Source organism: Corynebacterium mucifaciens, assembly GCF_012396315.1.
Lineage (GTDB): Bacteria > Actinomycetota > Actinomycetes > Mycobacteriales > Mycobacteriaceae > Corynebacterium > Corynebacterium mucifaciens.
Genome location: NZ_JAAXPF010000005.1, coordinates 32,328 through 51,769, shown reverse-complemented (window position 1 = coordinate 51,769; position 19,442 = coordinate 32,328). Strand labels below are relative to the sequence as shown.

Annotated in this window: 18 protein-coding genes; 12 read left to right on the top strand and 6 right to left on the bottom strand. The window is 67.0% G+C overall.

The features are described from left to right. Positions 1-11 precede the first annotated feature (11 nt). Positions 12-668, top strand: coding sequence for an SOS response-associated peptidase (locus HF989_RS05695; RefSeq protein ID WP_168684701.1), 657 nt, complete (start codon positions 12-14; stop codon positions 666-668). Here the strand turns inward: HF989_RS05695 and ybaK are convergent. After that, positions 655-1,119, bottom strand: a complete 465-nt coding sequence (gene ybaK, locus HF989_RS05690; protein ID WP_168684699.1) for a Cys-tRNA(Pro) deacylase — start codon at positions 1,117-1,119, stop codon at positions 655-657. The two genes, HF989_RS05695 and ybaK, sit on opposite strands and share 14 nt — an antisense overlap. 45 nt (positions 1,120-1,164) lie before the next feature. Here ybaK and HF989_RS05685 point away from each other — a divergent pair, with 45 nt between their 5' ends. Both HF989_RS05685 and HF989_RS05680 read left to right on the top strand, forming a co-directional pair. Continuing rightward, a complete protein-coding gene (locus HF989_RS05685; protein WP_168684697.1) occupies positions 1,165-1,815 on the top strand; it encodes a sigma-70 family RNA polymerase sigma factor in 651 nt (216 codons plus the stop codon). Then, positions 1,815-2,087: a mycothiol system anti-sigma-R factor gene (locus HF989_RS05680; RefSeq protein WP_168684696.1), complete on the top strand. Its 273-nt coding sequence runs from the start codon at positions 1,815-1,817 to the stop codon at positions 2,085-2,087. Before HF989_RS05685 ends, HF989_RS05680 begins: the two co-directional genes overlap by 1 nt. Positions 2,088-2,167: 80 nt before the next feature. Here HF989_RS05680 and HF989_RS10930 read toward each other — a convergent pair whose 3' ends face one another. Then, complete coding sequence (locus HF989_RS10930) at positions 2,168-2,242, bottom strand: 50S ribosomal protein bL37 (RefSeq protein ID WP_100227335.1); 75 nt, start codon at positions 2,240-2,242, stop codon at positions 2,168-2,170. A gap of 84 nt (positions 2,243-2,326) precedes the next feature. Then, on the bottom strand, positions 2,327-2,590 hold the full coding sequence (locus HF989_RS05675) for a WhiB family transcriptional regulator (protein ID WP_038610031.1): 264 nt from the start codon (positions 2,588-2,590) through the stop codon (positions 2,327-2,329). A 459-nt stretch (positions 2,591-3,049) separates the two neighbouring features. Here HF989_RS05675 and HF989_RS05670 point away from each other — a divergent pair, with 459 nt between their 5' ends. After that, positions 3,050-3,508: a hypothetical protein gene (locus tag HF989_RS05670; RefSeq protein WP_168684694.1), complete on the top strand. Its 459-nt coding sequence runs from the start codon at positions 3,050-3,052 to the stop codon at positions 3,506-3,508. Between the two features lie 33 nt (positions 3,509-3,541). On the opposite strand, the gene HF989_RS05665 is transcribed toward HF989_RS05670, so the two are convergent. Then, positions 3,542-4,756 carry an Rv3212 family protein gene (locus HF989_RS05665; protein WP_168684692.1) on the bottom strand — a complete coding sequence of 405 codons (1,215 nt, stop codon included), beginning with the start codon at positions 4,754-4,756 and terminating at the stop codon, positions 3,542-3,544. Further along, positions 4,753-6,051, bottom strand: coding sequence for a DEAD/DEAH box helicase (locus tag HF989_RS05660; protein ID WP_168684851.1), 1,299 nt, complete (start codon positions 6,049-6,051; stop codon positions 4,753-4,755). The genes HF989_RS05665 and HF989_RS05660 overlap by 4 nt, the downstream gene beginning before the upstream one ends. Before the next feature lie 175 nt (positions 6,052-6,226). Here HF989_RS05660 and HF989_RS05655 point away from each other — a divergent pair, with 175 nt between their 5' ends. From HF989_RS05655 to HF989_RS05620, 8 genes are read left to right on the top strand one after another with little or no spacing between them, the layout of a single operon-like run. Further along, positions 6,227-6,451 carry a DUF3107 domain-containing protein gene (locus HF989_RS05655; RefSeq protein WP_038613772.1) on the top strand — a complete coding sequence of 75 codons (225 nt, stop codon included), beginning with the start codon at positions 6,227-6,229 and terminating at the stop codon, positions 6,449-6,451. 11 nt (positions 6,452-6,462) lie between these two features. Further along, positions 6,463-7,440: a DUF3152 domain-containing protein gene (locus tag HF989_RS05650; RefSeq protein ID WP_168684690.1), complete on the top strand. Its 978-nt coding sequence runs from the start codon at positions 6,463-6,465 to the stop codon at positions 7,438-7,440. Between the two features lie 10 nt (positions 7,441-7,450). Further along, the gene (locus tag HF989_RS05645) at positions 7,451-8,182 is read left to right on the top strand and encodes a hypothetical protein (RefSeq protein WP_168684688.1); all 732 of its coding nucleotides are present in this window, start codon (positions 7,451-7,453) and stop codon (positions 8,180-8,182) included. Between the two features lie 17 nt (positions 8,183-8,199). Next, on the top strand, positions 8,200-11,328 hold the full coding sequence (locus tag HF989_RS05640) for an ATP-dependent DNA helicase (RefSeq protein ID WP_168684686.1): 3,129 nt from the start codon (positions 8,200-8,202) through the stop codon (positions 11,326-11,328). After that, entirely contained in the window at positions 11,321-14,668 is a 3,348-nt protein-coding gene (locus tag HF989_RS05635; protein WP_246233821.1) for an ATP-dependent helicase, read from the top strand. Before HF989_RS05640 ends, HF989_RS05635 begins: the two co-directional genes overlap by 8 nt. Further along, the gene (locus HF989_RS05630) at positions 14,665-15,741 is read left to right on the top strand and encodes a potassium channel family protein (protein ID WP_168684684.1); all 1,077 of its coding nucleotides are present in this window, start codon (positions 14,665-14,667) and stop codon (positions 15,739-15,741) included. Before HF989_RS05635 ends, HF989_RS05630 begins: the two co-directional genes overlap by 4 nt. A gap of 4 nt (positions 15,742-15,745) precedes the next feature. Next, on the top strand, positions 15,746-16,537 hold the full coding sequence (locus HF989_RS05625; protein ID WP_168684682.1) for an NUDIX domain-containing protein: 792 nt from the start codon (positions 15,746-15,748) through the stop codon (positions 16,535-16,537). After that, a complete protein-coding gene (locus tag HF989_RS05620) occupies positions 16,527-18,575 on the top strand; it encodes an ATP-dependent DNA helicase UvrD2 (protein ID WP_168684680.1) in 2,049 nt (682 codons plus the stop codon). The genes HF989_RS05625 and HF989_RS05620 overlap by 11 nt, the downstream gene beginning before the upstream one ends. 16 nt (positions 18,576-18,591) lie before the next feature. On the opposite strand, the gene HF989_RS05615 is transcribed toward HF989_RS05620, so the two are convergent. Next, complete coding sequence (locus tag HF989_RS05615; RefSeq protein WP_168684678.1) at positions 18,592-19,422, bottom strand: hypothetical protein; 831 nt, start codon at positions 19,420-19,422, stop codon at positions 18,592-18,594. Positions 19,423-19,442 lie beyond the last annotated feature (20 nt).

Sequence of the window (19,442 nt, the reverse complement as noted above, 5' to 3'; positions counted from 1 at the left end):
TAATGGAGGGCATGTGCGGACGATTCGTTCTTTTCACCTCAGGCGACGATCTCACCCAAGCCGTGGCGGGGCTGCCCGGCGTGTCGGCGGTGGAGGCGCCGGACGGCGCCCCGCCGCCGCGCTACAACATCGCGCCGACGCAGCAAGTGCCCCTGATCAGGATCGCGGGAAACGACGCGCGTATCGACGCTGCCCGGTGGGGGCTGTTGCCCACCTGGAAGAAGGACGAGACCGGGGCGCCCCTGTTCAACGCCCGCGGTGAGACCGTGGCCGAAAAGCCCTCGTTCCGCAGCGCGTTCAAGGCCCGCCGCGGCCTCATGGTCTTGGACGGCTACTACGAGTGGCGGCAGACGGAAAACGGCAAGCAGCCGTACTTCGTGCGCCCGGAGGACGGGATGCTCTTCGCGGCGGCGCTGTGGGAGACGGGGCTCGAGCGGTTGTCTACGACCATGGTCACCACCGAGGCGGCCGAGAACATGGCGTGGCTGCACCACCGTCTGCCGCTGTTTCTGCGCCGGGACGAAGTCCGGCAGTGGGTTGAGGGCACGCCGGAGGAGGCCCTCGAGCTGGTGCACCCGTCGCGCGTGGCCGAGACGCTCGTGTGGAATGAGGCCGCGCAGGAGGTCGGCAACACCAGGAACGACTACGCAGAACTTATGGGGCGCTGATTGCCGCGAATTGGGCGCCGGTGAGTTCGGCGAGGTCTCGCGGGGACAGGCGGGCAGATAAGCCGCGTTGGCCGGCGGAGACGGTGACGGTGGGCAGGTCGGCCACGGAGGCGTCGATAAGCGTTGGCAGCGTGTGCAGCGTGCCCAGCGGGGAGATGCCCCCGACGACGTAGCCGGTGGCCCGCTGCGCCTTTGCAGGCTCCGCCATTTCGGCGCGCTTCCAGCCCAGCGCCTTCGCCGCGGCCTTGAGCGAGAGGTGCCCGTCCACGGGCACGCAGCAGATCGCCAGGTCGCGTTCGTGGGCAATCACCAGCGTCTTCAGCACGGCGGCCGGCTCTAAGTCCAGCTCTTCGGCGGCGTGGGCGCCAAAGTGGTCCTGGCTCGGGGCATAGGTGAGCACCTCGTGGTCGGTGCCATGCAAAGCGGTCAATGCACGGGTTTTCTCTGCCATGGGGACAGGGTAGCCGTGGCAACCGGTGGCCCTACAATGGCGGGCATGCCCGAAACCGAGCCTGACAACGGCGCAAGCGACGACCTGAAGACGCGCTTCAACGACGAAGCGATGCCCCTTTTGGACCAGCTCTACGGTGGCGCGCTACGGATGACGCGAAACCCGCAAGATGCCGAGGACCTGGTGCAGGAGACGTACCTGAAGGCCTACAAAAACTTCGGCAGCTTCACACCGGGTACGAACCTCAAGGCGTGGCTGTACCGGATTATGACCAACACGTACATCAATTCGTACCGCAAGAAGCAGCGCCGCCCACTGGAGACCTCAGCCGACGAGGTGACGGACAACCAGCTCTACACCTCGAGTTCGCACGACTCGACAGGGCTGGAGTCCGCAGAGGTCGAGGCGCTAAAAGCGATGCCGAACTCACGGATCTCCGACGCGCTCAACTCGCTGAGCGAGGACTACCGCATGGTGGTCTACTACGCCGACGTGGAGGGCATGGCGTACAAAGAGATCGCGGAAGTGATGGACATTCCGATCGGCACGGTGATGAGCCGGCTGCACCGGGGAAGAAAACAGCTCCGAGGGATGTTGAAGGACGTGGCACAAGAGCGGGGCATTGGACTCGACCATGCAGACATGGCTGGCGCGACCCGCGCGCACAGCACCGCACAGGACGCGAAGGAGAAGTAATGTCCACCGGGCACACCCACACCGACGCACACGGCTGCAACGCCACCCACCAACTGCTGTGTGAACTGTTTGACGCCGACACCACCCCTGAACGCCGAGAGGCCATCACGCGGGATCTCGCGTCCTGCCCGGAGTGTCTGGCCGTCGCTCGGTCTGAACGCGACGTGCGCTCCATGGTGAAAGATTGTTGCGGCCCGGCCAAGGCGCCGGAACCGCTGCGCCGCCGGATCATCGCGTCCATCACGACGGTCACCTACACGGAGACGTACTAGTGCTCACCACGGGCGCGTGAATCGCGAGAGCGGGCCCTTCCCCAGGTGGGAAGGGCCCGCTTGCTCGTCGTACCGCGTGCTTATGCGTTAGGACGCTTACCGCGGTTAGCGCTCTTCTTACGACGATCCTTGCGCTTGCGACCACGCTTGCTCATGGGGGCCTCCTCTAGTGATGGGTACCGGTTACAGGTGTTCCACTCTATCGCCCGGTACCCGCTGCCGGGTAATCCGCTAGGGCGTTAGGCCGAGAGGCGGGCACGGTTGCGTGCGCGGGCCTTGTTGCGGCGCTTGAGGGCGCGGCGCTCCTCCTCGGACAGCCCGCCCCAGACGCCAGCGTCCTGGCCGGTCTCGAGCGCCCACTTCAGGCACTCAGAAGTAACGGGGCAGCGGTGGCATACCAGCTTGGCCTGGGCGATCTGGCTCAGGGCAGGTCCGGAGTTGCCGACGGGGAAGAACAGTTCCGGGTCCTCGTCGCGGCAGATAGCTTCGTGGCGCCAATCCATGGTGATTCTCCTTTGTGTGGTTTGTGTGTCGGGTCCATGTGCAATTACGTGCGCACCACAAAACACCCGGCTGAAGCGGATGCGTTGCAAACGACGTTTGATTCCCGGCAGTGGGCGGAGCTCCCTTGTGTCGCGGGGCCCGTCTTCCGTTTACCGGGCGTTAACCCTGTGGTGGCTTAGGGTTAAGGGCTGTGTAACCAGCCCGTTGTTTTTGCTACCCGGAAATAATGGCATGTTCACCTGCACCGCGCTAGGGGGCCAGGCAAAATGTGACCCGAATCATAGAATGAAACGCGATTTTGGGTCTGCGAGGTGAACCGTGGGTTGACGTATGGGGTGGCAAGTAGGTGCTCTGAGCTGCAGAAAGGATGATGTGCGCAGTGTGAGTGTCCGTCAAATCGCGGAGCGTGAATGGGAGTGGCTCTGCAGCGGGCGGCGGAGGGCATAGACTAACTAGCCGTGAACACCAACTCTGAACCCGCCCAGAACGAGCTCGGCACCGTTCCCGCGATCATGCGTTTTAGCGCGGTCGTAGTGCTGGTGCAGTGCGCTGCCATCTTTATTTACGTGGCCACGCTGATCATCTCCCAGTTCACTGACCACACGTCCACACTTGAATCCGAGTCGGCGGCGGCCAGCTACGTGAACATCGGCACGGCCGTGTTTTTGCTCATCATCTTCGGGTTTGTCGGGTACGCCGCGGTATCGACGTTGAAAGGCACCCCTCGGGCGACCGGGGCAGTGGTCCTAGTGGAGGCGATTCTCGCGGGCGTGGCCGTCTACATGTTCCGCGGAGGCGCGCCCCTGCTCGGTGTAGCCACGCTCGCCTCGGCGCTGCTCGCGCTGGTGGGTATCTTCCACCCGGCCACGCGGGACTACAACGAAGCGCGTTACGAGCTGCGCAAAGCGCGCCGGTAGAGCCAGGCGGCCGGTGCCTGGCGGGGAGCCGGGTTACGACGTGGTTGCGCGCATAACGACGACCTCGTCGCCGCGTTTTTCCACCACAGTCGCTCCCGCAGACGCGATGTGCACAGGGCCCGAATAGCCGCCGCGGTCAACGGGAATGACCCGCTCCGGGGCGGTGGCGTGCCAGTCCGCGGCGACGATGCCGTTGTCTGTGGCGTACAAGAGTGCGTCCCCCGCGGCGACGCCGGTGCCTAATGCGTCCTGAAACACCCCGGTCACCTCGAGGTTGGCTGGCTCCATGAGCACGAGCGATCCGTTCTCCCAGTACGTCATGTGGTGCGGAAGATCCGCTACTGGCAGGTTCTTCACCACCCCGTCGGGGCCAATCTCCGGGGCGTCCAGCTGCGGGACGAAGGACGTGCTCATGGTGGCGCCATCTTTGTCGTACCCCCGCACCTCAGACGTAGCGGGGTCGTACACAGCGGCCGCGTCCTGCGAGATGGCCACCAGGTAGGCGTCCTCGCTAACAGGGATGTCCGCGAGGATTTCCGGTTCGCGGGAATCTTCCGGCGTCGCCTCCTGCAGGCGCAGGAACGCGCCGTCGTCGCAGATCTCTGTCACCGCGAGCAGCTCTTTGCGCGTCAGCGCGGAGGTAATGGTGCACTCGTGCGGCTGCTGCTTCGGCTCCTGCTTCGCCTCCACCCGGCCGTACTCCACGGTGCGCACCAAGTCCGACCGCCAAAGCTCAACGCGTTCGGCGCTGGCGTAGCCAACCCGGTCGTTGGATGCGAGGCGGACGACGTTGTCCGGCGCAATAGCGGAACGGGTCCCCGCGTAGGTGCCCGTCTTGGCATCGATTGCCACGACGTCGCCACAACCCGCGTTGTTGCGGTACGCGGCCACGACCTTGTCCCACGCCTGGTCCACCAAGCAGAGCTCATTGGGGCGCTCGTACGTCCACACCGTCTCGCCCTCCGGGGTGGTGGCGCTCAGGGTGTTGTTGTCGTAGGTGATGATCAACCCATTGGCCACCAACGGTTGGTCGCGGCCCGAGGTGTCGCGGAGGGTAAAGCTCTCGCTCAACGCGGAAGGGGCAACGGCAAGCCGACCGTAATCCTGCTGCTCCCCCGCGGCGGGGGCAAGGTGCGCGTCGCGCGCGGGTGCGGTGAAGAATGCGGCGCCGACAAGCAATGCGGAGATGCCGGCGATGACTCCGGTAGCAATGAGATCGCCGCGGGTGCGGCGCAGGGGAGCGTTCATCGCCGACTCCTTCCTGAGTGCTTAGCCGAGGGCTTGCCAGAGGGCTTAGCCGGCCGTGCTCCGAGCACTGTACGTGGGCGGCCGACGCGCTCCGTCGCCGAGTCTGGGATGTTAAGCGCCTGGTGCAATTCCGGGGAGGTAGAGAACCACTCAGGCAGATCCCGGGCACCCAGCGCGAGCTCGTCGTTAATCGCCTGCCATTTCGCCACCTCGTCGTAACCCACCAGGGTCACCGCGGTGCCCTTCTTTCCCGCGCGCCCGGTGCGGCCGATGCGGTGAACGTACGTCATCGGGTCGTCGGGGGTCTGGAAGTTGATGACGTGGGTGACATCCTCGACGTCGATGCCTCGCGCCGCAACATCGGTGGCGACGAGAATGTCGGCGTCGCTCCGCCGGAACGCGTCGAGCGCTGCCTCGCGGGCGCGCTGGCTTAAATCGCCGTGCACCGCAGCGACGGCGAAGCCCCGCTGGGCGAGGTCCTCTGCAAGTTCCGCGGCCGAGCGCTTGGTGCGGGCGAAGATGATGGTGCGTCCCCGATCATTTGCCTGGAGGACCTTGGCGACGACTGCCGTTTTGTCCATGCGGTGGGATTTGAGCGCCACCTGGCGGGTGGTGTCGTGGGTGCTTGGGGCGTCCGCGGCCTCGGCGCGGATGTGCACCGGCGTATGCATCTTCGCCCGGGCGAGGGAAAGAATCGGGCCGGGCATCGTGGCGGAGAAGAGCATGGCCTGCACGTCGTCGCGCACGGCCGCCCACAGCGTCTCGATATCGGGCAGGAACCCCATGTCCAGCATCTCGTCCGCCTCGTCCAGCACGAGGATGGCCACGGCAGAGAGGTTGAGATCGCCCCGCCGCCACAGATCGATCAGCCGCCCGGGCGTGCCGACGACCACGTCCACGCCCTGTTGAAGCGCAGCGAGCTGCTCCTCGTAGGGCCGGCCGCCGTATATCGTGGTGACGCGCACCGGGGTCAGCGACGCCGCATGGGCGAGATCGTCGCCCACCTGCACCGCGAGCTCGCGGGTGGGCACAATAACCAGCGCCCGCGGGGTGCCGTCGAGTTCCTCGATGTCGGCGTCGTCGAAGACACGGTCGAGCAGCGGCACGCCGAAGCCGAAGGTCTTGCCCATGCCGGTCCGCGCCTGCCCGATGATGTCCCGGCCTACCAGCGCCCTTGGCAGCGTCAGCTCCTGGATAGAAAACGGGCGCACAATGCCGCGCTGAGCGAGCGCATCGACGATTTCAGCTGCGACGCCTAACTGAGCGAAGGTCGGGGGCGGTGTCTCGGCACCCACCGAGCCGCCGGCGTCAACGCGGGCGTGTTCACTCTCAGCTGAATAGGGCACGCGTTCATCTTAACGTCAGGCGGCTACAATGACTGCAGTGTGCGAGCGGGCTGAGACATGCCTGCCGCAGCGGCAGAGCGGGAGACCGCTGAAGCGAATGATCTAAAGGACAGTGAGCGACACCATGGATATCAAGATCGGCCTTGCAGACAGCCCGCGCGAACTGACGATCAAGCTGCCGGAGGGGCAGGAAGACATCATTTCCACCGTCGAGCAGGCCATCAGCGGCGGGCAAGCCACGCTGAAGGTAGAGGACGACAAGGGCCGCACCTACCTCATCCGCACCGACCGCATCGTGTACGTGGAGCAGGGTACCGCCGCGGCCCGAACCGTTGGTTTCATGCGCTAAATTACGCACCTATGACACAACGGCACGGGGCTCGTGGGCACGGGGCGCATGAACGCGGCGCCCGGGGCTCCCAGGGGGTGCGACCCAGCCAGAACGGCGACGGCTCCCTCAGGCGGACGGGTGACCCGGAGGGCAGGCTCGCTGCGTTCGCCCGCGAGTACGGGTGGCGCGCGTACGCCATCCCCGTCTTGGCGGTGATCACCGTCTTCGTCCTGATCAACATGGTGCAAAACCCCGAAGACGTAGCGCTCGAATCCGTGGTGTCGGCCGAGGGCGGTGACGGCGGTGGGGAAAGGGCCCTGGAGCCGGCCGAGATCGCAGAAGGTCACTTCGACCCGGACGACCTGCCCCCGGGTGGCCCGTACACCACCACGGGCGAGGGCACCTTTTACGAGGTCGGCGCCCCCGGCATGACTGCGGGCGACGGCACCGAGCTTGTGGTGCGCTACGCCGTCGAGGTGGAGCGGGGTGTTGACACCTCCGGCTACGGCGGGGACAACGCGTTCGCGCACATGGTGGATGCGACGTTGAGCGATCCGCGCAGTTGGACCAACGACCCGCGATTCCGCTTCGAGCACGTGAGCGTCGACGACAACCCGACGTTGAAGATTCGCTTGGCGTCGCTGGACACCACCGCCGAGCTCTGCGGCGCCCAGCTGGGCACAGAAACCAGTTGTCGCACCCGCATCACCGGTGAAGACAGCGTGATTATCAACGAGTCGCGCTGGGTCCGGGGTGCGGTGCCGTTCCAGGGCGACCTGGGCAGCTACCGCCAGTACCTGATCAATCACGAGGTGGGCCACGCCGTCGGCTTTGCGACGCATGAACCGTGCCCGGAGCCGAACGCGCTCGCGCCGATCATGATGCAGCAGACGCTGAGCTTGAACAACGCGCAGCTGCGCGAGATGACCCCGGATGGCCAATACCCGGATAATGCGGACACATGCCGGGCCAACCCGTGGCCGTATCCGCGACCGGCTGCGCTCTAGGGGGTTGCAGTTGAGCACACGCGCAACCGCAGCAATTCCCGGGCACGTTCTCTCTGCGTTCCAGCTCGACGGGCACGCTGGCACACCGCTTGGTGCGGCATGGGACAACGGCGTGCGCTTCGGGCGGGTCGTCGTGTCCCGGGCGGCTCCCACCGCGGCATGGTCCGGTAAGGCGCGGGATCGCGCCGGCGAATTCGGACACGGCATCGCGGTCTCGCGCCCTGTGCGGGCGACGGACGGCCGCCTCGTTGTAGGCGGTTTCAAAGCCGGCGAGTTTGTGGAGGGGCGCCCCTTTTCGCGTATCGACGAGGCCGTGTCCGCCGCGCTGCGCTACGACGACGCAATGGACGGGATCGACGCACCTGCGGTGGACCGGGACGACGTGTTCGCTGCCGCAGAACGGGCGGTGTGGGACGGCTACTCGGAAGAACCCGGTGATGTGGTGGCCCACGTGGATTTCGGGTCCTGCCTGCTGTACTCGGGAGATGCTGCGCCGACGCTGACCGACCTTGTGCCGTCCGCAGGCAAACGCCCTCGCGGCTTCACCGCTGCCTTGGTGATTGTCGACGGGCTTTTGAGCGGCGCGGTGGATGAGGCGGTGCTGGACAGGTGGGCGCATGTGCCCGGGTTGCGGGAGCTGGCGAACCGCGCGCTGGAATACCGTCTGGCCTGTGCTAAGAGTGCGGGATCGGACATACGTTCGATAGCTGAGCGGGTGCAAACGATCCTCGTGTCGGAGTGAGTGACACAATCTGTCGCATGGCTTCCCGTCGATCTTCTCCCGTGCCCCCAGTGGCGCTTGAACCGAAGGCGTACCTCGTACCGCGCTCGCGAGAAAAGACCGTGCGCGAGTGGCCGACAGCGCTGCCGCAGCGCGGGCTATACAAGGTCACCGGAGCGCCCGGTTCCGGGGTGTCGAGTTTTCTGCTGGACACCGCCGCAGAAGCGATCCGCACTCGCGGAAGCGACCTCAGCGAGGCCGACGGAGCTAGTGGCGCTGGTGGAGTGCTTGTGCTGACGGACTCCAAGGAGACCGGAGCAAGACTTCGTGCGGAACTGTCGGATGCCCTCGCGGCGTCGGGGTTTATCTCGGACGAGCCGGTGGTGCGCTCCGTGCACTCACTGGCGTTCGCGCTGGTCAGGCAGCAGCTGGACGAGGAGCTTCGACTGATCTCAGGCGCGGAGCAGGACGCGGTGATTCGCCAGCTCCTCCAGGGCCATGCCGAAGACGGCGGAGGCGCCTGGCCGGCAGACCTTCGCCCCGCGTTGCCGATGGTGGGGTTTGCCCGCCAACTGAGGGACTTCCTTCTGCGCGCCATTGAGCGCGGGCTAGGCCCGGACGCCCTAGTGCAGCTCGGGGAGGCGCACGGCATTCCCATCTGGTCCGCCTCAGGCGATTTTCTGCGCGAATACCAGCAGGTGATGGCGTTGTCCGGGGTGCACCGGATGTCCGCGTCGGAGCTCATCGACGCTGCCCTCCGGGTGGAGTTGCCGCAGCGGTGGCACACCGTGATCGTGGACGACGCGCAGCACCTTGCCCCTGCGTCCGCCGAACTCGTTGAGCGGCTGCTGCGGCAGGCGGATCTTGGCGTTGTCGGCGGCAGCATAGAGCAGTCGGTGTTTCGTTTCCGCGGGGCCTCACCCGCGTTCTTCCGCGACCTCGGTGGGATGACGCATGAGGTCATCGACCTCGGATCCTCGAAGCGGAACCCGGAACGCTCAGTTGCGATTGCGGATAGCAGCGGCACGCAGCTTGCACTTGTCAGCGACGTGCTGCGGCGCGCCCATCTCGAAGACGGTGTGGATTACCGGGATATGGCGGTTGTGGTGCGCTCGACACCGCTGTTGGAGCCAACGCGCCGGGCTTTGCTGCGCGCAGGTGTGCCGGTGGCATTGAACCCCACGGACCTCGTGCTGGGGGAGCAGCGGATCGTGGCCGCGTTGCTGCTTGGCATGCGAGCCTTGTACGAAGAACTTCCAGCCACTCAGTGGCGGGAGCTCTTGCTCAGCCCCGTCGGCGGGGCGGACCCGGTGACGCTGCGGCGGCTCCTGCGCGGCCTGCGGCGCTGGGCACCCGATTCTCGTGCGGAAGACACATTGCGGGGGCTCCTCGTTTCCCCTGACGGACTCCCTGATTTCGACACTGTGCTCACCGACCGCGAGCTGGATATTCTGCGGCGGGTGCGAGATGTGATCGATGCTGGGCGCACCGCTTTGGCCGACGGTGGCAGTGTCGAAGAGGTGCTGTGGGCCCTCTGGCACGCCACGGGCTTGTCCAACCGGCTCATGGCGATGGCGCTGCGTGGTGGCGCAACCGGCTCGCAGGCGGACCTGGATTTGGACGCCGTGATGGCGCTGTTCGACGCGGCCGGCGATTACACGGAGCGCAGGCCGACGGCCGGTATCGAATCCTTCGTCGATTCCATCGCTGAACAAGAGTTGCCCACCGGCGTGCGCGACCGGAGAAACGCAACCCCGGACGCGGTGGCAGTACTGACCGCGCACGGCGCAGCGGGGCGGGAGTTCCGCCGGGTCATCGTCGCCGGGGTGCAGGAACTGACCTGGCCCAGCCTGGGTGAAACAGGATCGCTGTTCAGACAAGAGGATTTGGTCGATCTTATCGATGAGGGAGTGGACCCCGCGGTGCCGGTGTCCCACATCAACGAGCGCCTGGTCGAGGAACGCCGCCTGTTCACGGTAGCCACCAGCCGCGCTACTGAGCAGTTGCTGGTCACGGCCGTGGAGAGCGACAACGGTGACGAGGTGGAACAGCGCTCCCGCTTCGTGGAAGAGTTCTGCCGCGACCACGCCCTCGAGGCGAAGCCTGCGCGGATCGCGGACTCGTTAGACGATGCCGTCGCATCCGCCAGCACGCGGGGCGGCGATGTCGCCGCGGACGACGTGGCCGTCGTGCGCTTGCTTGCCCACGACGACCTCATCGCCGAATTCCGGCGCGTGGTTACTGACCCGGAAACGGGCGAGGCGCAACGGGCGCAAGCCGCCCGGCAGCTTGCCCGCCTGGCAGACGCTGGGGTGCTCGGCGCCGCGCCGGAGCAGTGGTGGACTACCACGACGCCCTCGACCGAAGCCCGGTTGGACACCGCGCGGGCGCTATCCCCATCGCGGGTGGAGCAGTTGCTCGCATGCCCCATGAAAGCGGTGCTGGAGCGGATGTCCGGCCTCAACGAAACGCTGGAGATGGTCTACGGTTCGATGGCCCACGCCTACTTCGAAGCGCTCGGTGCGGGTGCAGACGAGGAAGACGCGCTGCAAGCCACCGTGGCGGCGCGCCGGGCGGCGGGCTCGGCACCAGAATGGAAGGTCGAGCGAGACATCGCGGACTTTCGCGCAATGCTGGAGCGTTCACGCGGCTGGCTGGAAGCAACCCGCGGCACCTTCGAGCAGCTCGCGGTTGAGGCGGATGTTGACGTTCAGGTCAGCGACGCCGTGCGTATCCGCGGCCGTCTGGACCGGCTGGAGCGCGATAGCAGTGGCGCCGTGCACATCGTCGACCTCAAAACGGGGAAGAACCCGCCCACTGTTGCGGCAACGGCGGATAACGCCCAGCTAGCCACGTACCAGCTTGCGTTAGCACGCGGCGAGTTTCTCAACGGGAAGGTGGTCACAGCCGGAGGAGGCGGGGAGCCTCTCGAGGTAGGCGGCGCTGTCCTCGTGTATCCCAACGCGAGTAAATCCTCGCTGTCCACGCGCGAGCAGGCGGCGAAGACCGATGACGAGCTCGCTGCGCTCTCGTCGAGCCTGGACAGGCTGCCGGAAGAGATCGCGGGGCCCACGCTGCTGGCGGCTACTGGGCCGCAGTGTGACCGCTGCGCTGTGCGAGCCCTGTGCCCAGTGCAACCGGAAGGAGCGACGATCCACCATGCGTAACCCGAACCCCATGTCGCCGACGCTGCTGTCGCGATACCTCGGCCAGAAGTTCCCGCCCACCGAGCAGCAGGCGGCGGTCATCGGCGCTGAGCCGGGCCCGTTGCTCGTCGTCGCGGGCGCGGGCGCGGGCAAGACCGAGACCATGGCCGCCCGTGTCGTGTGGCTCGTCGCCAACGGCTACGTCCGCCCAGATGAGGTGCTGGGGCTCACGTTTACCCGCAAGGCGGCGCAGGAGATGGGCAAACGCATCCGCGACCGTCTAGACGCGCTTGCGCAGAACACCGACTTGGTGCGCCGCCTCGACCCGTCGGGGGAGCTGGCACGCAACCTGCAAGTCATTGCGCCGACGGTGTCCACCTACGATTCCTACGCCGGGCAGCTTATCCGGGAGTACGGGTTGCTTGTGCCGGTCGAGCCGGATGCCCGGCTGATCACAGACGCGGAACTGCACGCCATCGCTACAGACGTGGTTGTGAACTATTCGGGCGGGCTGCTTACCGAGCTGGGGGATAACCCGTCGCTTTCCACCGTGGTGGAGAACCTCCTTGCGCTCAGCACCTCGATGGGCAACGAGCTCGCGGCCCCCGACTGGGTGCGCGAACACGCACACGACTTCTTGGCCGAAACTGAGTCGTATCCAACCGGTCCGCGTGCCCGCGTTGAGTTCACCAAGACGCTCTCGGGATGGCGTTCCAAGCAGGAGGAGCGCACGAAGCTGCTACCGCTGGTGGAGGAGCTGGATGCGGAGCTACGCCGGCGCGGGGTGGTGACGTTCAACGAGCAGATGTCCGTCGCCGCAAAATTGGCGCGCGACCACCGGACAGTGGGGGCGTCGCAGCGCGCGCGTTTCCGGGTCATCATGCTGGACGAGTATCAGGACACCTCGCACGCCCAACGTGTGCTGCTGCGCAGCTTGTTCGGCGAAGGCGCGGACCCCGAGCTGACGGTGACCGCTGTCGGAGACCCGATGCAGGCCATCTACGGCTGGCGCGGCGCCACGGCGGCGAACTTGGAGGCCTTCGTGGAGGACTTCCCAACCGCGCAGGGCCCCGCGCCAAAGAAGCAGTTGACCACCTCCTGGCGCAACCCGCCGGAGGTACTGGATCTGGCCAACGGCGTCTCAGACGCGGTGTTAGGCCCCGCTGAGACCCGGGCGGTGGCAGCGCTTGAGGCTCGCCCTGGCGCGGACGCCGGCGATGTCACCCTCGGGTTTTTCCCACACCACGATGCGGAGATCGCCTTCGTCGCGGACCGGCTTGCCCAGGAATACCGCGAGGCGTCTGAGACTGGGCGCCCGTTCTCAGCCGCGGCGCTGGTGCGGAAAAACCGCCACTCGCCGGTGCTCGCTGCCGCGCTGGAAGAGCGGGGGGTGCCGTACGAGATTGTGGGCCTCGCCGGGCTCCTCGACGTTCCTGAAGTCGCCGACACCGTCGCCGTTGCAACCATGCTGGTGCGGCCCGACGACGCTGCCGCCGCACTACGCATCCTGAGCGGACCGGCTGTGGGCTTGGGCCTCGCGGACCTGCAGGCGCTGGCTACTCGTGCAAGCAACCTGCGCGGGTCGGCGGCAGAGACGTCACTGGAGCACGACCCGACGGATGCCACGGAGCACCTCCTTGCTCAGCTGGACGACCTGACTGCGCGAGCGGAGGAAATTTCCGCCAGCGGAGACAAACCTGAGGGGCTCACCGACGCGCTGGCTGACTTGGGGGAGCCGGAGCGCTACAGCGAGGAAGGCCTGGCCCGCATGCGTGACACCGCGGCCAAGCTGCGCTGGCTGCGCACCCACAGCTTGGGCAAACGGCTCAGCGACGTGTTCGCGGACATTATCCACGTCTTCGGCATCCGCACAGAGGTCTTGGCGCGCAGCGCAGCGTCGGGCGCGGTGCATCTGGACCGGCTGATGGAGGAGGTAGCCGCCTACCCGGGCACAAGCTTGGACGGGTTGTTGAACTACTTCGAGCTGGCCCGCAAGTTCGAAGACGGTCTCGCGCCGGGAGCGGTGATGGTGAAAGAGGACCGGGTGCAGATTCTCACCGCCCACAAGGCGAAGGGCTTGGAGTGGGACACCGTGGCGGTGCTGCACGCTGACGCGCAAACGTACAAGGCAAAGACGGAGACGTTTTTGACCCTCACCCGGTACCTGCCCACCGAGACGTTCGGTGATCCGGACGTATATCCCTTCTTCGCCGAGGTGGAGAACCGGACGGACTTTGAAAAGGCGGGCAAGGCTTGGCTTAAGGAAGTCGCGGGCGAATTAGCCGAAGAGTCGTCGCGTCTGTTCTACGTTGCGGTGACCAGGGCTGCGCAACGCCTCATCGTCACCGGGTCCCGCCGGCGTGACGGGGTGGCAAAGGAAGCCGAGCCGTACGGGCACTTCGCCGCCATGCGTGACCGGGTGCCGGAAGCCTCCATCGTGGCGTGGGATGACGGGGCGGACGCGGAGGACGAGCCTGCCGCAGACAACGGTGATGCCGCAGCGGGTGGTCCCTCGCAGGACACTGGTCGCTGGCCGCACTATGCGCCGAGCCCCGGCGACCTCGCCGCGGCGGATGCCGTGCGCGCGGCTATGCAGGAATTGCCTCCTTACGCCGAGGGCGAGCTCTTCTCGCTGTGGGAGCGCGACGCGACAGCGCTCATCGAGGAGCACGAGGCGGCGCAGGCGGCCGACGTGCCGGTAGTGATGCCGGGCGAGCTCACCGCGTCGGACGTGGTGGCGCTTCGGGCAGATCCGGAACAATTCGCCCGGCGGGCGCGACGGCCGGTGCCGTTTAAACCCAACACCTACGCCAAGCGCGGCACCGCCTTCCACGAGTGGCTCGAAGACTACTACGGGGCCCGCCCGCTGCTGACGGAAGACGAGCTGCCGGGCAACGACGACGCAGAGGTCGACCGCGCAACCTTGGAGCGGCTGAAGCGAAACTTCGAGGCCAGCGAGTGGGCCCGGCGCACCCCGGAATATGTCGAGCACCCGTTTGAGCTGTCGCTCGGTGATGCGGTTGTGCGCGGGCGTATGGACGCGGTCTTTGCCGAGCCGGACGGCTGGGTGGTGGTCGATTGGAAAACCGGGGAAAAACCCTCCCGTGACGCGATGGAATCGGCGCAGCTGCAGCTCGCGGTCTACCGTGAGGCGTGGCGCCGGATTGCACATGACGGCAAGCCGGTGCGGGCTGTATTTTTCTACGTGCGCACGGGAGAGACGTTCGCGCCGCGCTACTTGCCTGATCCTGAGCAGCTCGAGACAATGCTTGGCGGCGCCGAGCCCGGGCCCGACACGAGGCCCGACACAAGGCCAGAGAGTGGCGTAACTGTAACGGAAAGCGAGGAGCGACAGGGATGAAGCTTCGGAGCCTGTTGTCGCTGCGAGCGGATGCCACCAATCTCACCGAGATCCCGGTGCACAGCCTGCTCGACGTGGTCAACATCCCGACCGACGCGCGCGCCACACCGTGGGCGCTGATCGCCAGGCGCTTCGGGTACGCCCTTCTGCTCATCATCGCCGTCGCGTTCCTGGCCTACCTCGACCGTGCGGGCTACTCCGAGCCGTTGACGTTCATCGACGCGCTGTATTACTCGGCGGTGACGCTCTCCACAACAGGCTATGGCGACATCACCCCGGTGACACAGACAGCGCGTCTGATCAACATCTTCCTCATCACCCCGGCCCGCGTGGCCTTCCTCATGCTCCTCGTCGGCACCACGTTGTCGGTGCTGACGGAGGATTCCCGCAAGACACTCCAAATCCAGCAATGGAGGAACAGCGTGCGCAACCACACTATTGTCATCGGCTACGGCACGAAGGGCCGCTCGGCCATCGACGCCCTGATCGCGGGCGGGGCAGCACCGTCGTCGATCGTCGTCATCGACCCAGACCCGGCCGCGCTCACCGTGGCGGAAAAGCGCGGTCTGATCACCGTGCACGGCAACGGCACAAAGTCCGACGTGCTGCGCGTCGCCGCTGTGAGCAGAGCACGGTCCGTGATCGTGGCGCCGTCTTCGGACGATACCGCGGTGCTGATCACCCTGTCCGTGCGCGAGATGGCGCCGAGCGCCATGATCGTGGCCAGCGTCCGAGAGGGCGAGAACCAGCACCTGCTCATGCAGTCCGGCGCGGACTCGGTCGTGGTCTCCTCCGAGACCGCCGGCCGCCTCTTGGGCATCGCCACCGTGACTCCGCCGGTGGTGGAGATGATGGAGGACCTGCTCAGCCCAGACGAGGGATTCGCCGTCGCCGAGCGGCAGATCGCCGACGACGAGGTTGGCGCGAACCCCCGCCACCTCGCCGACATTGTGCTCGGGGTCGTGCGCTCCGGCGAGCTCTACCGCATCGATTCCCCCGAGGCGGAGACGGTGGAGCCGGGCGATCGTCTGCTGTACGTGCGCATGAACGGCGCGACCACGCAGCGGGGCTGACGCCGTGTTCTTGCTCATCGACGCCGCAGGAAGGTTCCCACTCACCTCGAACGGGGAGCCACTGCTTTTCGACGCCCCTCCGGCCGCCGCCACGCTGTCGTCCCACGTGCACGTCAGCCCGGGCATCACCGCTGCCCGGGTGCACGGCGTGGATGCGGCGGACCTGGCAGGCTCCGCCGGCGCCACAGGAGACGCCCGTTCCCACGCGGGTCACCCGCTGGCCGCACGCGCCATTGGCCTGGTCAACGCGCGGGAACGCTACCGCTTCGACCCCGTTGACGGTTCGGAGCTGACGTGGGGCGACGGCGGCATCGTCGCACGCGGCGCGTCGGGCCATGCGATCTTTCCGCGGTTGGACCCGTCTGTCATCGGCGTGGTGGAAGACCTGGCGGGTGAGCGCATCCTCTTGGTGGAAAACGCCCGCCGCCCCGGCTATCTCAGCTTGGTGGCCGGGTACGTGGATGTCGGTGAGACCTTAGAAGCGGCGTTCGCCCGAGAGGTGATGGAAGAAACTGGGCGCCGCGCCACTGACATCGCCTATCTTCGCTCCCAGCCGTGGCCGGCGTCGGGTGCGCTGATGCTGGGGATGACGGCGCGCACGGCGGACATTGACCCGATCGCGGCGGTGGATGGGGAGCTCGCCCGCACGGTGTGGGCCACCAGAGAAGAGCTTGATAGCCTCACCCTCGCCGCACCAGGCTCGATCGCGCGCACGCTGATCGAGCAATGGGCGCTACATCCCACCACCCCACATCCAGACCACCTCCCGCGGAAGGAGCACACCGATGGCGATTGATCTCAGCGTGCTGGATGCGGACCAGCGCGTGGCGGCGGAAGCCCCCCGGGGGCCGGTGTGCATACTGGCAGGTGCGGGCACGGGAAAGACCCGCACGATCACGTACCGCATTGCAAACCTCATCGACCGCGGGCAGGTTGCTCCCAACCGCGTGCTCGCAGTGACGTTCACCAAGCGCGCGGCGGGGGAGATGCGTGACCGCCTCACCGCCATGGGCATTGGTGGCGTCCAGGCGCGCACGTTCCACTCCGCGGCGATGCGCCAGCTGCAGTATTTCTGGCCGCAGATCGCCGGCGACCTGCCCTGGCGGTTGCTGGATAACAAGTTTCCCATCGTCGCCCGCGCCACCCGCTCCGCCGGTCTGGACACGGGCAAGGAAATGGTGCGCGACTTGCTCAGCGAGATCGAGTGGGCGAAATCCAGTGTGATTGGCCCGGAAGACTACGTGCAGCGTGTCGGCGACTCCCCGCGCACCCCGCCGGCGGACGCGAACAAGGTCGCACAGGTCTACCGCTTCTACGAGGAGGCAAAGACCAGCCCGGAGGGCATGCTGCTGGACTACGACGACCTGCTCATCCACGTCGCGGGGGCGTTGGAGAACGCGCCGGCGGTGGCGGAGGAGTTCCGCGGGCAGTACCAGTCGTTCGTGGTGGACGAGTACCAGGACGTCACGCCGCTGCAGCAGCGGGTGCTGGAGGGCTGGCTGGGCACGCGCGACGACCTTACGGTGGTCGGGGACGCCAACCAGACCATCTATTCGTTCACCGGCGCGACCCCGGAATACCTGCTCAACTTCTCGCGGACGTACGACCACGCGACCGTCGTGAAGCTGCAGCGCGACTACCGCTCCACCGTGGAGATCACGGACCTGGCCAACACGGTCATCGGCAAGGCGTCCGGCCGCATCGCCGGCACCCGCCTGCAGCTGGAGGGCATGCGCGGCCATGGCCCGACACCGCAGTTCAACGGCTACGACGACGAACCGTCGGAGGCGCGCGCCGTCGCGCAGGCGGTGCGCAAGTTGCTTCGCGACGGCGTCCCGGCCCGCGAAATCGCCATCCTGTACCGCATCAACGCGCAATCCGCGGCCTTCGAAGCGGCGCTGGCGGACGAGGGGATTGTCTACCAAGTCCGCGGCGGGGAGGGCTTCTTCCAGCGAGCGGAGATACGCGAGGCGTTCGCGCAGCTGGTGCGCGCCTCCAAGCGCACGGACTTGCCGGACGACCCAGTGGTGGTCGCCCGCGCGGCTCTCGCACCGCTCGGCCTCACGCCCACGGAACCCGAGGGTGCGCAGGCGCGGGAGCGGTGGCAGTCGCTGAACGCGCTGGTGGATCTGATTGAGGAGATCGTACGCACCCGTGAGGCATCGACGATGCAGGAGGTGCTGGCCTCGCTGCGCCGTCGTGCGGAGGCGAAGCAGCCCCCGGCCGTGGATGGCGTGACCCTGGCCAGCCTGCACGCCGCCAAGGGCCTGGAATGGGATGCCGTCTTCCTGGTGGGTCTGGTGGAGAAGACGCTGCCCATTTCCCACGCGATCAAGGCGGGCGACGAGCAGATCGAGGAGGAGCGGCGCCTGTTCTACGTCGGCGTGACACGTGCGCGCGAGCACCTGCATATGTCGTGGTCGCTGGCTCGCCAGGAGGGCGGCAACAAGAACCGTTCCCGCTCGCGGTTCCTCGACGGCATCGTGCCGGAGGTCGAGGTGGAGCAGTCCCCGCAGCGGCTCAAACGCGCAAAGCGGTGCCGTGTCTGCGGCAACCCGCTGGCCACTCCGGCGGACAAGGCACTGGGCAGGCACGAGGAGTGCGAGCCCAGCTACGACGAGGCCGTCTACACCGCGCTGAAGCGCTGGCGGCTAGAGGTCGCACGCGCCGCCGACCAGCCAGCATTCGTCGTGTTCACCGATGCCACGCTGATGTCCATCGCGGAAGCCATGCCGGCGGATGAGCGCGAGCTGCTCGGCGTCTCCGGTGTGGGCCCTGTCAAGGTGGAAAACTACGGCGCCGGCGTTCTAGGCGTGCTCGAGCAGTTCCGTTAAGCGGTGCGGGCAGCCCCTAGAAGCACACCGGGCAGTCCGGGTGCGGCGGCACCGGCGCAGTGGCGAGCGGGGTGGGCGCGAACGGGTCCACCACGGTGAGCTGGCCCGGCGTGGGCGCGGGGGCGGACACCCCCGGCGGATCAGGCACTCCAGCCAGGCGGCGCAGTGCCACCGCGGCAAAGGCGGCGCCGGCAGCCGCAGTCGCCGCCTCGCCGTGGGCGTTGAACGGCACGTGCTGTTCCACCACATCCCAGTTCGCGTCCCGGTCCAGCAGGTACAGGCGCGCGCACAGCGGACACGGCCCGGGTCGTGCGCACACCGGGCCGACAACCACGCGCGCGTCCACCTGCGTCACCGGCAGCACTGGGCCGTGGCGCAGCCGGGTGAGGGCGGCGAGCTCGCCGAGCTGGGCCGTCGCATTCACCGCGGCAACGGGCAACCAGCGGTCGGTGCGCAGGAGAAACCGCGACAGCGCCTCGCCCCGCGCGGGTGCGCGAACGAGCAGCCCGGATTCGCCGAGCTGCGTGGCCAGCGACGTGGTGAGCGCACCGCAGCCCACCAACAACACGGCAGGCTTGGTCGAGGGCACGAGTATCCGGTACGACACGAGGTCGTCCACCAGGCTGCGCGCCGCGGCATCTCCTAGCAGCGCGGAAAGTTGGTCGACCACCCAGCTCACCTGGCGCGGGCGCAGCAGCGTGGCCAGCACCGCCGCGACGTCCTCGGCGTGGTCTGTGGTTACCAGCCCCGTGCGCGTGGCGTCTGCGCCAAATTGGATCACGTTCGCGGCGCGCAAAAACGGGTGTGCGCTGCCTGCGAGTTTCACCTGTGTGTGCTCGTTGATCATCCCTGCATCCACCCCCAGGG